Here is a 15,433-nt window from a genome sequence, read left to right as displayed (position 1 = left end):
TTTTTATAAAAGCCAGTTTTCTCTAAAGTCTTGTTATAGCCAATCACCCATTGAGACACAAGGAGAGAATGCATGAGTCAGTCGCTAGAAGAAACGGCATTAAGCAAAGTAAAAAGAGGGCCGAACAGAGCCTCTTACGATAAAGACCTAGCGCTAGACATTATTGATGCAGCGCTAATGTGTCACGTCGGGCAAACTAAAGATGGTCAAGTCTTTGTGACACCCACCAGCCATTGGCGCGAAGGCGACTACTTCTACTGGCACGCACACTCTAAAGCGCGCAATGTGAAAGGCCCAATCGTTGAACCTGAAAAGGTCTGCATTAACGTGAGTTTATTAGATGGCTTGGTTTTAGCTCGTTCCGCCATGCACCATTCGGTGAATTATCGCTCTGTGACCTTATTTGGCGTACCGGAATTGATTGACGATAAAGATGAAAAAGTACGCCAGTTCAAACTTTTTCTCGATAAAGTCAGCCCAGGCCGCTGGGACACACTACGTCCAGTCAACGATCAAGAGATCAAAGCCACTGGCGTCGTGCGCATCAAAATCGACGAAGCCTCGGTCAAATTCCGAGCAGAACCACCAATCGATGATCCAGCCGATAACAACTGGCCTGTGTGGGCTGGCGTTGTTCCCTTAAAAAGAGAGTGGGGTGTGGTAGAGCAAGACCCCATCCAAACAGTGGTTTTTCCTTTACCAACAACTCCCAATGCGTTCTAAACACTAACAACCTCAAGCTATCAAACGAGATAAGATCCCTTCCCAGATCCTTATCTCGTATTCCCGCCATAAGTAACAAACCTCTTTTTATGCACTTTTTAAGTGCATAACGGCAGTTTTCCTCTTGCGGTTTTCCATAAAATCGCTACCCTTGCACACTTTTTTAAGCTTCTGCGCGTTTCTTAGAGGGCCTTTCTTACCCGAAAAGCATTTCTAACATTCAACCCACGAACAATAAAACGATAATCTTATCGAATAAAGGGAGTGCCCTAAATGGCAGCCATCATAGACTTCTTAAACACTATTTTCTGGGGCTATATCCTCATCTACGGGCTACTAGCGGTTGGTGTGTATTTCACCTTGCGTCTAGGTTTTATTCAGGTCCGTCGTTTTCCTGAATTCATTCGTACTGTTCTAAAAGCACCACAATCGGATCGCGGTGGCATTTCACCCTTCCAAGCGCTTTGTACCAGCCTTGCGTCTCGTGTGGGAACAGGCAACATGACAGGTGTTGCTGTCGCTTTGTTTTTAGGTGGTCCAGGCGCCATATTTTGGATGTGGGTTGTGGCTTTGATTGGTATGGCTACTGCTTACGCAGAAAGCTCTCTTGCTCAACTTTATAAAGTGCGCGATCAAAATGGCCAACTTCGTGGCGGCCCAGCGTTTTACATTAGTAAAGGCTTAAAAGCTCCCTGGGCTGGCGCGGTCTTTTCTCTTGCGCTTATCTTGGCTTTCGGTTTGGTCTTCAACGCGGTGCAAGCTAACTCGATCGCCGGCGCAATGAAAGGTGCATTCGGTGTAGACACAGGCGTAACAGGCTTAATCATCATGGCTCTGGCCGCGATTGTTATTTTTGGTGGCATCAAGAAAATCGCTCGTTTTGCTGAAATCGTTGTGCCATTCATGGCGGTATTGTACCTATTGCTTGCCTTGTATGTGATTTTCAGCAACATCAGCGACGTACCGGCTGCCTTTGCATTAATCTTCAAGAGCGCGTTTGGTATTGAACAAGCTGCTGGTGGCGTATTAGGTGCAATGTTAAACGGCGTTAAACGTGGCTTGTTCTCTAATGAAGCGGGTATGGGTTCTGCACCAAATATCGCAGCCGTAGCAACACCAAATCCTCATCACCCTGCATCACAGGGTATGGTGCAGTCTCTAGGTGTATTCATCGATACCATTTTGATCTGTACTGCCACAGCATTAATGATCTTGCTATCTGGTGCTTTGGGTAATGGTGAAACAGGGATTAACTTAACGCAAACCGCCTTGACGCATCATGTGGGCAGCGCAGGTCAGTACTTTGTCGCCGTCGCTATCTTCTTCTTTGCCTTTACGTCCATCATTGGTAACTACAGCTACGCAGAAAACGCGCTAACTTACCTAAAATGGGCAAATAAACCAGGCATTTTCATTCTACGCGTTTTGGCGCTAGCCATGATCCCTTGGGGCGCTTACGAAAGCGTCGCTATGGTATTCAATGCGGCTGATGCGGCTATGGGTCTAATGGCAACTATCAACTTAATTGCCATCATGATGCTATCTGGTTTAGTGGTGAAATTGACCAAAGACTATTTCAATCAATTGAAAACGCACACTCCAGTCTTCAATTCTGAAGACTACCCAGAAATTCGTGATGATATTGACCTAACCGTTTGGGATGAAAAGCCAAGCAATTAAGTTTTTCATACTGATGTAGAACCTACTTAGCCTTATTTCAAACACAAAAAAACCGCTTCCAAGCGGTTTTTTTGTTTCTGACGCTATATTTAACGAAGCCTTATCTTGGATACTAGATTTTAGCGGCTAATTTGTGCGCTAAACCATGCAAAAATGGCCCTGCGATAAAAGAAATAATACCCGCTGCTGGCCAAGCTAATACCCAAGCATGCATCCAGAAACTAACAAAATCTGGGTGTAGCCCAATATTCACGTACGTAATCCATGCCGACATAATCAACGACAGGGTAAACGACATTAGCATGGCAAAAATAATTCTGTGTTTCATTTTTCTCTCCTGATTAACTCATCGCCTTCTCAAAATAGAGTGCCCCAGACAAAAAGTAAGTAAACGACTCAAACTCTGAACACATGCTAGCAAATAACAATATTTGTAAATATACTGATTTTTCAAAATCAAATTTACGAAAATGCAAAATGCTTGATGACCTGAAGATTTTTATCACCGCTGCTAATAAACATAGTCTGACGGCTGCTGCCCAGCACCTTGATATGACCATCGCCACAGTGTCTCGCCGTATAAGTGCCCTTGAGCAAAAGCTTGGCTGCGAGTTACTTCATCGCTCCACCAAAGGCCTCAAACTCACGCCGGTGGGAGAAAGTTACTACGAAGAATGTGCAGAGTTTATCGATGCATTAGACCAGCGTATTTCTAATTTAGATCAAACTCTAAACAGCCTAAAAGGGGACCTCAAAGTGCTAGCACCCGTCAATTTAGGCAGCGGACCTCTGGATGCATTTTGGCAAGAATTTGTAAAACTGTACCCAGATATTGCACTTAACATCGAATTAAGCAATACACTACAAGACATTCGGGACACACGTGCAGACATCGCTTTACGTTCAGGAAACCAAACCAACTCGTCATTAATTCAAAATAAATTAGGGCACATTGAGCCTGTTCTGGTTTCGTCCCCACAGGCGACTTTTACATTACCTGATTGCATAGAAGAACTTCAAAATGCACCAAGTATTGCATCTAAAATGTTTGTCGACTGGCTACTAATAAATCAGCAAGGAGAGCATCACCAACTTAATAAGGAACACAGACATATTAGTAATGATATGAATGTCACCCTTAACCTTGCCAAAGCGGGTGCAGGCATTACTTTAATGCCCATGAGTATGGTGATAGGTGCCCTTGAAACGGGCGAGCTGGTTCGAATACTACCTGAGTGGCGTGGTCAAAATCGAGAGATTTTTCTTGTCTGGCCTTATCGACGCAGCTTATCGGCCAGAGCCAAACTATTAAAAGAGGAACTGACTAAATTTCTTCACCAACAACACTGGTTTCACCCAAGCCCTTAGTCTGAAAGGCAAAGTTTGGTTACACTAGCGCTCATAACGCTTTTTAATACAAGGATAACCATGGAACACTTATTTTGGTGGCAATACGCCTTAATCGGCGCCATTTTTATATGGAGCGGCTTTGTTCGCAGTGGCTTAGGGTTTGGCGGAGCCGTACTCGCTTTACCTTTCTTATTGCTGGTGAAAAACGATCCGCTGCTATTTTTGCCGATTATTTCAATCCACCTTTTGGTATTTTCCAGCTGGATTGCATGGCAAGGTTCAAAAGTAACGAAGCAACAGGCGATTAAAGCTGCAGAACGAGGCGAAGAACCGCAAGAAGCACAAGGCAATATCGCTTGGGGTTATTTAAAAAAAGCCCTCGGCATCATGATAGTACCGAAATTGATCGGCGTATTTGGCTTGTTAACCTTACCGGGCAACATAGTTACAGGCGTAATTTTTGTCATCGTCGCCGTTTTTGCCGTATCTTACATAGTGAATAAGCCGTTTTATACCAACAACAAATTCCTCGACACTATCTTCCTCATGCTTGGCGGTTACGTCAGCGGCACCTCCTTAATCGGCGCACCGCTTATCGTCTCCGTCTTCGCCACCAAAGTTCCCCGCCACCAGCTGCGCGATACCTTGTTTGTACTCTGGTTCATTCTGGTGATGATCAAAATGGTGTCCTTCCTCATCGCTGGCATCGACCTACAGCTCATTCACCAACTTTGGTTACTGCCTTGCGCCTTGATAGGTCACGTCTTCGGACAAAAGCTCCACAACCGCATTCAAAAAGCTGAAACACCCGTCTTCTTCCAATTCGTAGGCTGGGCGCTGCTCATCGTCTGTGGGTTTGGCTTGTACTCGACGTTCATGCTCTAGTCCGCAGTAACGCTGTTACCAGATCAACTCTCGCTCCGGCGCTAAAGCGCAAACATCCGCGAGATGTTGATCTAGTGACAGCTAAGTGTTGGTTTTGTGATATAGACTACTGTTAGATTGATTTAACAAAGGAATGCCCTATGAGCGACACAGATACAAAAGCCTTTGCCAATTGCGCGACGGGGAATAAGCGAAAAGAACTCGCAGAGCGTTTTACTCAATACCTAAAAAGTCGTAACACAAAAGACAATGCCTATGTTGTGAACCTCAACGGTGCGTGGGGAACAGGGAAGACTTACTTTGTTACAGAGTGGAAAAAACTTGTCGAAGACAAAGGCCACATAGCCATCAAAATAGATGCGTGGGAATCGGATTATCTAAATAATCCGCTCGCCATCATCATTGCCGAACTGCTTGAGCAGATCAAATCAAACATCAAGAACCACGATGCAAGATTTCGTAATGTGGAAAGAAACGTCGCCAGCGCCATATTTAATATGGGCAAAAGCATGCTGCCAATCGGGTCAAAAGTTGTAGGTAAACACCTTCTTGGAGAAGCGGCAACAAGCGAAATACTCGACCTAATTGCTTCTGCCACAGGCTCCGTCACTAATCACAGTGCTGTAAAAGACGACTTGAATATGGGCGATTTAGGATTGGAAGTTGCCAGTCAACACAAACGACATAAGCAATTCACCCAAGACTTCAAAGAACAAGCACGCGAACTTGTCGACTTCGCCCTTGAAGACAATCCTAACAAACAAGTCTTCATCTTCATTGATGAACTAGATCGCTGCCGCCCAACCTACGCCATCGAAATGCTAGAGACGGTAAAACACTTATTTGATATTCCAGACTTCATCTTTGTTTTATCAACGGATACCAGCCAATTACAACACTCCATCAAAGCCGTCTACGGCCATGACTTTGACTCTCATGAATACCTCAGTCGATTTTTTGAGCAACGCTTTACTCTTCCAGAACCAAACTTTCTTGAGTTTCTTACTGCAAATAATATATTTAGCACCGTCAAAATAAATGAGTTAAACACCTTTCCGTCGATCCACGGTGTGGAAGAGCTTCGCGAAGTTGTCAATGTGATATGTAGACTAAACAAGGATCATCTATCACTTAGACGTCTAAAACAAATATGCACACAACTTGAGGTTGTACTCACCTCAGTTGACTTTAAAGAGGCTATTTTCCCGATATTTGATTTAGTTGGCATTGTATTTGGTGATGCTTTGTATGGAGGGCTAATAGAGCCCAAAACTCCTATATCAAGGGCAATGATGGCTTACAAAGCCAATGGAGAAAAATCGAAAATAATTGATTTTGTGATTGGAAAGGAAAAAGTAATAGAAACAATAAAACAGCTTTCTGGTGGTTTATCACAAATAGCACAATCAAAATCATATAATTTTAATAATCCTATATTTGACGATCAATCAATAACTTTTTTTGGTTTGAAAAATTTCTCATTAAATGCAGAACTAAAAGCTCTAGAGAAAAAAAGTTCTGCCTGTGCTTATATAAACCACCCGCAACAAATACTTAATATAATCAATAGTATTCGAATAGATGTTGAACTCTAATCCAACAAGCAACAAAGACCAACGCCGAGTGGATGTTCTCGCTTTAGCGCCGTAACGAGGCGTTGGTCTTTGTTGCGGGTTTACCGATGAGCGTCCTCTTGATAAGCGCATCTAAGAAACTAAGGGGTGCGACAATTGATCAACCAGATAGACGATGGATTGATACTCGATGCCGCTGTGTTCCGATAAGCCAATCTCACAGGTGCGGCTGTTGGAGTAGCCTGCTTCACAGCCGTCTACGGCTTTGGCCAGGGTTTTCAAGGCGCTGGCGTTGAGCTCTGGAGTGGAGAAGCCTTTGTCGCCAGCAAAGCCGCAGCAGGTAATGTCTGGCGGAATCACCACTTCGTCAGCCAGTTGATGAGCAAGCTGTACGAAGCTGTCAGCGAGCCCCATGCGGGTTGTGCTACAAGTCACATGCAGGGCGATTTTGCTGAGTTTTTCCTTCACCGTAAGATTCTGCATGACATGGGTAGATACAAAGCCCACTTGCTCGTGTAATTCTAAACGTGAATCAAGGCTTTCCTGCATTCTTAGCAAGCAAGGACTGACATCGCAGACGATAGGGATTCGCCCATTATCGCTGGCTTCGAGTAGTAACGTATTGAGATCGTTTGCTTTTTGGTTGGCCGCTTCAAATTGCCCTTTGGATTGAAACGCCATGCCACAGCATTGGCTGTCGACATTATCAGGTACAGTGACTTTATAGCCTGCTTTTTGCAATACAGAGAACATCACCGCCATGACGGAGCGTTTATCTTCGGCATTCGGCCCTGCGCCCATGACGCGAGTCGCGCAGCTGGGGAAGTAAATCACTTCATTCTGCCTGTCATCCGCTTGCATCTCATTACTTTGAATATTATTACACTGAATAACAGGAATAGACTTCAAAGACGCGGCAGAGCTGGGCATTTGTTTATGCCATTTAGGTACGGCTCCTTGGGAAACTTTATTCATTACCGAAGTAACCGCCGTCATGCCTGAATCACCAATAATGCGACGTGTACCGCTGGCAAAATTGAGTCCGACTTTCGCTGCCTTGGTCACGCCTTCAAAATGATCGGCAACCCAATAACCGACTTTGCTGTCTGGGTGACGATCATGGCGTAATTCACGGGTTAAATCACCCGTATTGATGCCAACGGGACACTGCATCGAACACAAGCCACAGACCGCACAGGTATCAACCCCTTGATAATCATACTCTTTTTTCAGCTCTGCTAAGCGTTTCGGATCTGTACCCATTGCGGTCAACCGCTGAATTTCACGCCAAATTACTATACGTTGGCGAGGTGTTAAGGTAATGGATTTTGACGGACAAGAGGATTCACAAAAACCGCATTCGATACAAGTATCGACTTTGTCATTGGCTTTCGGCAAAGGTTTGAGGTTCTGCACATGCAAGTTGGCATTGTGCGACAAGATCACATCTGGATTGAGCAAGCTTTGCGGGTCAAACGCGCGTTTGATTTCCCACATAATGTCGTAGGCTTCTTTGCCCCATTCCAGCTCCACATAAGGCGCCATATTACGGCCAGTGCCGTGTTCCGCTTTCAACGAGCCTTTGTATTTCACCGCGACCAATTGCGCGACTTCGTCCATCAGTTGCTCGTAACGTTTCACTTCCTTTGGATCATCAAAGCCTTGGGTAAAAACAAAGTGCAAATTGCCTTCTAAGGCGTGGCCGAACAGAATCGCTTCGCGGTAGCCATGTTTTTGAAACACACCTTGCAACTCCAAAACACCTTCGGCGAGCTGTTCGACAGGGAAGGCAACGTCTTCGATGATCACCGTGGTGCCAACAGGACGAACTGCGCCAACAGCGGGGAACAAGCCCTTGCGAATTTTCCAATAGGAATCGTAGATGATTTTGTCTTGAGTAAATTCAATGGGATTAAGTGTGGCTTGGCCGCTTAACGCTTGTTTCACCAAGACTAAATTGGCTTCTAATTCTTCAGCATTGGCAGCGCGTACATCGACCAATAAACCCGCCGCTTGTGAACCAAGGGACGATAATATTTCCGGCATGCCCGGTTTACCTTCTACGGCTCGCAGGCCAGCTCGATCTATCAATTCCACGGCAGACACAGGTGAACTTTTTAACGCCGTCACCGCTCGACAGGTGATTTCCATACCGTCAAAGAAAATCATCGCCGCAGCTTTTATCGGATGATCAACCACGGTTTCATAGGTCACTTCGCTGATAAAACCCAAGGTGCCTTCGGAGCCGATCATCAAATGCAGCAAGATATCAAAAGGATCTTGGTAATCCGTTAAGCTATTTAAGCTGTACCCTGTAGTATTTTTTAACCGGTATTTGTGTCTGATTTTTTCGGCTAATTCTCTATTAGCCTGAACGCTTTTAGACAAACGACTAAGCGTATCGAGTAAGTCAGCGTTACGATTGCCAAACGCCAAACGGCTGGCTTCGTCCGCGGTATCCAACAAGGAACCATCGGCAAAAATCAGACGGGCACTTTGAATGGTGTGATAGCTGTTTTGTGCTGTACCGCAGCACATGCCACTGGCGTTGTTCGCTGCAATACCGCCAATCATACAGGCATTGATGGACGCTGGATCTGGGCCGATTTTACGCTGGAAGGGCGCGAGCAGTTGGTTCGCTCGCGCGCCAATAATGCCAGGCTGAAGCGAAATGCTGTGACCATGCTCATGTACTCGATGACCCTTCCAGTTATCCGACAATTGCATCAAGATGGAATCAGTGACCGCTTGCCCAGACAAACTGGTGCCTGCCGCTCGAAATGTCACTGGCAAATTGCGCTTTCTGGCTTCTTTCAGCACCAATTGCACTTCTGCTTCGTTATCGACTCGTACCACCAATTGCGGAATCAGCCGATAAAAACTCGCATCCGTGCCATATGCCAAGGTGCGCAGTGGATCGCGGATCAATCGAGATTCGTCAATCGCGCCGCTTTTCGCGTCTTTCAAAGCAAAATATAGATCGCGATATTGAGCGGTTTTATCAGCAAGTGAATCAGTGTTCATGGAAGCTTCCACGGCGGTAGCCTTTTTATTGTTAGAGAATATTAGTATTGAAAATTAACGCTAGACAAATTGGTAATACCAATTTACCTTTTAAATATAAGGCACAGTAAGAATTCAAAGAAACTTTGTCAACTGATATTTTAGTCGATATTTCGTGAATTTTAGCGACAATATTAATTGGTTCTACCACTTTTTAACTTATACACAGCAAGCGTGAAAGCCATCTTTAAAGAATAAGTTTTTAGGAAAAGTCATGGAATCCAATCACTTTGGGCGAGTTAAACAGCCGAAAATTTCCGACATCATCATGAAAGAACTCGAAAGCATGATTTTAGAAGGCAGTTTTACAGCAGGGCAAAAACTGCCACCAGAAAGGGAATTAGCCGCACGTTTTGAGGTATCTCGTCCTTCGTTACGTGAAGCCATTCAAAAGCTGATCGCCCGCGGTGTGTTATTCAGTCGTCATGGTGGTGGCACTTATGTGTCGGAACAACTCGGCAGTTCTTTTGAAGATCCGTTACAAGATTTGATCAGTTCCCACGATGAATTTTTATACGACCAATTGGAGTTTCGCGATGCGCTAGAAAGTCTTGCTGCTTATTACGCCGCGTTGCGCAGTACCGACGCAGACAAAACCAAGCTCACACAGTGCTTTAATCAACTGGTAGAGGCCAACCAAAATAAAGCCTTCGCCTTGGAAGCCAAGCTCGATGTGGAGTTTCACATGACCATCGCGGAAGCAGCACACAACGTAGTCTTGCTTCACACACTCCGCAGCCTGCACGCCATGTTGGCGAAGAGCATTTCGAGCAACCTTAGGAATCTATTCGAGAAACAAGCTGCCCGACAACGTGTGATGGAACAACACACGAATCTGTATCAAGCGATAATGGAGGGCGATGCCGAAGCCGCTCGCACGGCGGCGCATACGCATTTGGTTTTCGTGGAAGATAATTTATTGAAAATGCGCCAAGAGGAAACACGGATCCAGCGCTCACTACGACGTAATGAACACCAGAATCCGCTTTGAACAATCTTTGGATGAATAAGTGAAAGCTACTTTTCCGTACTTTCCAAATCCGTGCTATCCAGATCTGTAATGTCTAAAGCATCACTCAATGCCGCTTTCATTACAGAAACAGAAGGGGCTTTTCCTGTCCAGTATTCGAAGGCAATCGCGCCTTGCTGAACGAGCATGCCCAAGCCATTTACCGTCGTGCAGCCCTTGGATTTCGCGGTTTGAATCAATCGCGTTTCAGGTGGATTAAAAATCCCATCTGCAACTACCATGTGAGATTTAATCGAATCTGTGTCTATATCTAGCTCTGCATCCACATTGGGATATAAACCAATAGAAGTCACATTGATCACCAAATCCGTCTCGGCAGGAATCTGATATTGCTTTGTCCAAGCGTGATATTCCGCGCCAGCCAACGTGTTATCGGCAACCAGTTGGGCAAGCTCTTCGCCGCGCGCTTGATTGCGATTCACAATAGTTATTTGTGCTACGCCAGCTAGGGCCAGTTCCACCGCCACGGCGCGTGCCGCGCCACCTGCGCCAAACAAAACAACACGCTTATTAGTAAGCTCTAAGCTAGATTTAACGGATTCGACAAAACCACGGCCATCGGTATTTTCACCAATAAGCTTACCATCACGATTCACCACGGTATTGACTGCGCCAATGATTCGAGCCGACTCGCCTAAGTCATCAAGGTGAGAAATAACAGACACTTTATGAGGGATTGAGCAGTTAAAACCGCGCCAGTTCATGGCTTTCGCACCCAATACGGCGTCTTTAAGATCATCTGGCTGGATTTCGCAATTGATGTAACGCCAATCCAGACCTAAATATTGATACGCGGCTTCCATCATCACGCCAGTAGGATTTTCTAACGCTGGCGTGGCAAAAGAACCGGTTAACTCGCTTAAGAAATTCTTCGACATATTGAATTCTCTCCATGTTTGGTGACTTTAAAAAAGAGCACGTCATGCATGGTAACAAACCCCGCCGCCAGAAAAATTTCAATTATTAACAGAGTCCTTTACAGGAAGTAATAAGTTTTAAGGATTTGCAAACCAAACGCCTTTTTTCATATTCTGCAGATAACACCAATACAAAGTGATGGCCCTGGCGATAAACAACATGGCTTGGCTGAGCCATAAGCCATGATTGCCAAGATCTTGGCTTATAAACCACACAGGGAAAAACACGCCGACGACACAAATGATCATGGTGTTTTGCATTTGCTTTACGCTGGTTGTGCCAATGAAAATGCCATCCAACATAAAGGACCAAATACCCAACAGAGGGAAAAATATTAACCAAGGTAGGTACAGAGCCGCATCGTCTCGTACGGTTTGTACGTTGGTTAGTAAAGCGATGATTTGATTACCAAAAAGCCAAAATATCAGCATCAAAATACAAGCAGCGAACAGCGCCCAATAGGTAGAGAGCTGAATGACCTTCTTAAAATTCGTTTTGTCTTTGCGGCCATAGTATTCGCCACACAAGGCTTCCACCGAAAAGGCAAAACCATCCAAGGCGTTCGAAATAATCATCAAGAAAGTTAGCAATACAGCGTTGGCAGCAAGAATAGAATCTCCTTGGCGCGCACCTTGAGCGGTAAAAAACAACATAACCAATAGCAAAAGAATCGTACGCACAAAAAGATAGCGATTCACTTTCACTAACGCCATGTATTCGCGCCATTTTGCTAAAACACTTAACGGCACATGACCGGAAAAGCCTTTTAACTTATGCCAAGCCAATACGCCAGCGACCGTTACGCCAATATAATGCGCAAACACAGTTGCCCACGCCACGCCGTCACTCGCCATGCCTAATCCATAAACCGCGACATAATCGAGCACCATATTGGCAACGTTGATCACCAACAGCATCCACAGTGGACCCTTGGAATATTGCACGCCAAAGAACCATCCCATTAAGGCATAACCGGCTAATACCGCTGGCGCACTGAAAATCCGCGCTTCACAATACAAACGCGCCCAAGGTTCCACTTCAGCACTTGGCTCCATCAGAGTGATCGCCAAATCGATCAATGGGGCTCGGAATAGAATCAGCATGACCCCGATAAACACGCCCATCAAAATCGATTGCAAGAGCAATTCACGAACGCGTCGTTCGTCGCCTTGTCCCAGAGCTTGTGCAGTCAATCCAGTTGAGCCCATGCGCAAGAAGCCAAATGCCCAAAATAGAAAGCTAAAAATGCTCGCACCAATCGCCACAGCGGCAAGGTGTATTGCCGTGCCTAAATGCCCAACCACCGCTGTATCCACCAAGCCCAATAGAGGAGTGGTAATGTTCGAAATCATCGGTGGCCACGCCATGCGCCAAATTTTATGGTTTAACGTTATATTTGCTCGATATGAGCTAAAAATAGAATGTAAGGAAAATTTCGACATTCATGTCTCTCTTGTGGATACTTTATTTTCTGTGGGTAAAAATCGACCAGCAGCGGAATCATGCACCAGAAAAAAATGTGGAAAATCATAGCAGTTATTCACATTAAGCGGCACTTTTCACCATAAAAGAGGTTTTTTTCCTGAAAAAAACCATGGGATGATTCTTTTTTGCACTATTCACTAACTTGTCCACAAGAAACGTCACCATAAAAATATAAAATATTACCACGTTCTAATGTTGGATAAGTGGTACTTTTTTCCACAAGTAGCTCACTTCTTCGTGGAAATTTGCTAAACTTGCGATTATTTTTTTATCGTCCGGAGAACTCCTATGCTCAAGCAATTCAAGCCCTTTCTCGAAGGTTTAGCCGTCGGATGTGTCTTCATCAGTATTACTATGTTGTTTCAAATTCCGCTTTATATGAGCTTTATCATTGGCGCTTTGGCGGCAATAGGTGGCTACCGCAACTCGATCAAAATGGACAAAGAGAAAGAAGCAAAAAAAAACACAAAATCAGCCAAATAATTCCAAACAAGACGCCGAATAAAATGACTCTATCCAATCCACCAGTATATGGTGAAGGTGACGCAACTCTACAAGCTGTTGGCGGGTTACTGGGCTTGCAAAAATTAGTCGAAGCCTTCTATCGCATCATGGAAAACACGCCAGATTTTCGTCCGCTGTTTGATATGCATCCTAGCAATATTGAACTGACCATCGATAAACTGGTGTCTTTTCTATCTGGCTGGATGGGCGGCGAAAAACTCTTCTCGCAAAAATACGGTCCAATCAGCTTACCTCAAGCCCACGCACACTTAATCGTCACCGAAAAAGAAAAAGCCATGTGGTTAAACTGCATGGCAGCCGCTCTCGATGAATTAGGTTATCCAGAAGATTTGAAAGCCTATTTATTACCTAAACTCGAATTTCCCGCGGAACGGATTCGACAGGTGAGTGCGGCTAGGCACAGCGAATCAGTTTAAACGAAACACAATGACATTCCTCTTCGAAACTGTCGCCTCCCTCAGTGGAATGTCATTGCGCTTCTGAAACGCTTTACGATTAAGAGCGAATTTCTTTGGCGACGAAGATGCCTAAGCGTTTCGCCAAGCGGGCTAGGTTGGCGCGGTCCAAAGACAGCTGCTGAGCGGCTTTGGTCCAATTTCCTTGATTGTCTTCTAGCGCTTTACGGATTAGATTTCGTTGATAAGTTTCTGTTTCTAAACGCAAATCGATTGGTTTGTGTTTTTCTAAACGCGGCTCCAGCTCATTTTTCTGTATCTTTTCTTTAGCACTATTATCAATTTGTAACCCTGTTAAATGAGTAGAAGTGATAACGGTAATGCCCTTTGGATTATCAGCTTTTGAACTCTCGGCCTTAGAGAAAAGCGCAGCACGAGAAATAACATGCTCTAGCTCGCGCACATTTCCGGGCCAGTGATAAGCATCTAATAAATTGATTGCCGACGCAGACAAGGTGAGTTGTTGCAGACCCAATTTACGTCGGAAGCGCTCGGCAAAAAAGCCGGCCAATAATGCAATGTCACCTTGTCTGTCTCGCAGCGCAGGAACTTGAATCGGGAACACACTGAGGCGATGAAATAAATCCGCTCGAAAACGATTCTCTGCTACTTCGGTTTTTAAATGTCGGTTGGTCGCAGCAATGATACGTACGTTTACTTTGCGGATTTGATCTTTACCTACCGCTTGGATTTCTTGGTTTTGGATAGCACGAAGCAAAGTGCCTTGTACTTCTAGCGGCAGTTCGCCAATTTCATCAAGTAATAAGGTTCCACCGTCGGCCAATAAAAACTTACCGTCGCGATCTCGATCCGCACCAGTAAAGGCGCCTTTTACATGGCCAAACAACTCACTTTCGATAAGATGATGAGGAATCGCAGCGCAGTTCACATAAACCATTGGCGCTTCAGAGCGCGCAGATTGCTCATGCAAGGCTCTCGCAACCAACTCTTTGCCTACGCCCGTTTCTCCTTCAATCAAAATGGCAAAATCCGATGAGGCAACCAGATTAATCGACTGTTTAAGGTCTTGCATGGCTTTGCTCTGACCTATCATTTCATGGTTTTGCTCGCCAATTACTTTCAATACGTTCTGAGCATGTTGTGATTGGTTCTCTAATTGCTCCATCAAGATAGCGGTGTTGAGCGTCATCGCCGCCATGGTGCCGATGATTTCTAACGCACGTGCGTCGATATCATCAAAAACGCCCGGCAGGATGCTGTCTAATGTCACCACGCCAATCAATTTGCCTTCCAAATACAGCGGCACACCCATACAAGAATGCACAGGCAAATTCTCGTCATGACCTAACACCATGCCATCGTAAGGGTCGGGGAGATCGGAATCGGCAGGAAAACGAACCGGATAATGCCCACGACTGATCGCTTTCAAGCGCGGGTGTTCATCAATAATAAAGCGTCGCCCCATTAGGTCTTCCGATAAACCACGCTGAGCCAGCGGCGTCAGCACACCATTACTGTGAGACAACAAGACCACCGCATCGCAGTTGATCGTTGCCCGCACCGCGTACACCAATTGCTCGAAGCGATTAGGTTGCGTTACGGCGCTGGCAAGGTCGAGGGCAAAGCTTAACAAAGCATTATTAGAAACCTGATTCATGATGATCGACTCATAGGACGAATGACTGTTCGTGTCAATTTGACTCAAAGATATCATATAGACTTTTATATTAGCGAGTCATATTGACTCTTAAATAGCTGAAATAAAAATAAAACATTGATTTTAT

Annotated in this window: 13 protein-coding genes; 8 read left to right on the top strand and 5 right to left on the bottom strand. The window is 45.1% G+C overall.

Annotated elements, in window-relative coordinates; genetic code table 11:
- The first annotated feature begins 72 nt into the window (after positions 1-72).
- Positions 73-723, top strand: coding sequence for a pyridoxamine 5'-phosphate oxidase family protein (locus JSY38_RS09655; RefSeq protein ID WP_205113075.1), 651 nt, complete (start codon positions 73-75; stop codon positions 721-723).
- Between the two features lie 273 nt (positions 724-996).
- The gene (locus tag JSY38_RS09650; protein ID WP_205113074.1) at positions 997-2,403 is read left to right on the top strand and encodes an alanine/glycine:cation symporter family protein; all 1,407 of its coding nucleotides are present in this window, start codon (positions 997-999) and stop codon (positions 2,401-2,403) included.
- A 112-nt stretch (positions 2,404-2,515) separates the two neighbouring features.
- On the opposite strand, the gene JSY38_RS09645 is transcribed toward JSY38_RS09650, so the two are convergent.
- Entirely contained in the window at positions 2,516-2,731 is a 216-nt protein-coding gene (locus JSY38_RS09645) for a DUF2798 domain-containing protein (RefSeq protein WP_205113073.1), read from the bottom strand.
- A 149-nt stretch (positions 2,732-2,880) separates the two neighbouring features.
- On the opposite strand from JSY38_RS09645, the gene JSY38_RS09640 reads away from it, so the two are divergent.
- The 3 genes from JSY38_RS09640 (at position 2,881) to JSY38_RS09630 (ending at position 6,233) form a co-directional block, all read left to right on the top strand.
- Positions 2,881-3,771: a LysR family transcriptional regulator gene (locus tag JSY38_RS09640; RefSeq protein WP_205113072.1), complete on the top strand. Its 891-nt coding sequence runs from the start codon at positions 2,881-2,883 to the stop codon at positions 3,769-3,771.
- Positions 3,772-3,831: 60 nt separating this feature from the next.
- Entirely contained in the window at positions 3,832-4,638 is an 807-nt protein-coding gene (locus tag JSY38_RS09635) for a sulfite exporter TauE/SafE family protein (RefSeq protein WP_205113071.1), read from the top strand.
- A gap of 140 nt (positions 4,639-4,778) precedes the next feature.
- A complete protein-coding gene (locus tag JSY38_RS09630; RefSeq protein ID WP_205113070.1) occupies positions 4,779-6,233 on the top strand; it encodes a KAP family P-loop NTPase fold protein in 1,455 nt (484 codons plus the stop codon).
- 111 nt (positions 6,234-6,344) lie between these two features.
- Here the strand turns inward: JSY38_RS09630 and JSY38_RS09625 are convergent, their stop codons facing one another.
- The gene (locus JSY38_RS09625; RefSeq protein ID WP_205113069.1) at positions 6,345-9,236 is read right to left on the bottom strand and encodes an FAD-binding and (Fe-S)-binding domain-containing protein; all 2,892 of its coding nucleotides are present in this window, start codon (positions 9,234-9,236) and stop codon (positions 6,345-6,347) included.
- Between the two features lie 253 nt (positions 9,237-9,489).
- Here JSY38_RS09625 and JSY38_RS09620 point away from each other — a divergent pair, with 253 nt between their 5' ends.
- Positions 9,490-10,266 carry an FCD domain-containing protein gene (locus JSY38_RS09620; RefSeq protein WP_205113068.1) on the top strand — a complete coding sequence of 259 codons (777 nt, stop codon included), beginning with the start codon at positions 9,490-9,492 and terminating at the stop codon, positions 10,264-10,266.
- A 26-nt stretch (positions 10,267-10,292) separates the two neighbouring features.
- On the opposite strand, the gene aroE is transcribed toward JSY38_RS09620, so the two are convergent.
- Positions 10,293-11,183, bottom strand: coding sequence for a shikimate dehydrogenase (gene aroE / locus JSY38_RS09615; protein ID WP_205113067.1), 891 nt, complete (start codon positions 11,181-11,183; stop codon positions 10,293-10,295).
- Between the two features lie 117 nt (positions 11,184-11,300).
- Complete coding sequence (locus JSY38_RS09610) at positions 11,301-12,590, bottom strand: MATE family efflux transporter (protein WP_205116747.1); 1,290 nt, start codon at positions 12,588-12,590, stop codon at positions 11,301-11,303.
- A gap of 406 nt (positions 12,591-12,996) precedes the next feature.
- On the opposite strand from JSY38_RS09610, the gene JSY38_RS09605 reads away from it, so the two are divergent.
- Together JSY38_RS09605 and JSY38_RS09600 are read left to right on the top strand one after the other, a co-directional pair.
- Positions 12,997-13,191 (top strand): hypothetical protein, encoded by a 195-nt coding sequence (locus JSY38_RS09605; protein WP_205113066.1) that lies wholly within the window; start codon positions 12,997-12,999, stop codon positions 13,189-13,191.
- Between the two features lie 23 nt (positions 13,192-13,214).
- The gene (locus tag JSY38_RS09600) at positions 13,215-13,649 is read left to right on the top strand and encodes a group II truncated hemoglobin (RefSeq protein ID WP_205113065.1); all 435 of its coding nucleotides are present in this window, start codon (positions 13,215-13,217) and stop codon (positions 13,647-13,649) included.
- 79 nt (positions 13,650-13,728) lie between these two features.
- Here JSY38_RS09600 and norR read toward each other — a convergent pair whose 3' ends face one another.
- Positions 13,729-15,306: a nitric oxide reductase transcriptional regulator NorR gene (gene norR, locus JSY38_RS09595; RefSeq protein ID WP_239543938.1), complete on the bottom strand. Its 1,578-nt coding sequence runs from the start codon at positions 15,304-15,306 to the stop codon at positions 13,729-13,731.
- Between the last annotated feature and the right edge of the window lie 127 nt (positions 15,307-15,433).

The organism is Marinomonas foliarum (genome assembly GCF_016906065.1).
GTDB lineage: Bacteria > Pseudomonadota > Gammaproteobacteria > Pseudomonadales > Marinomonadaceae > Marinomonas > Marinomonas foliarum.
Note: the sequence above shows the minus strand (reverse complement) of the source record. Positions and strands in the feature narration are given on the sequence as shown.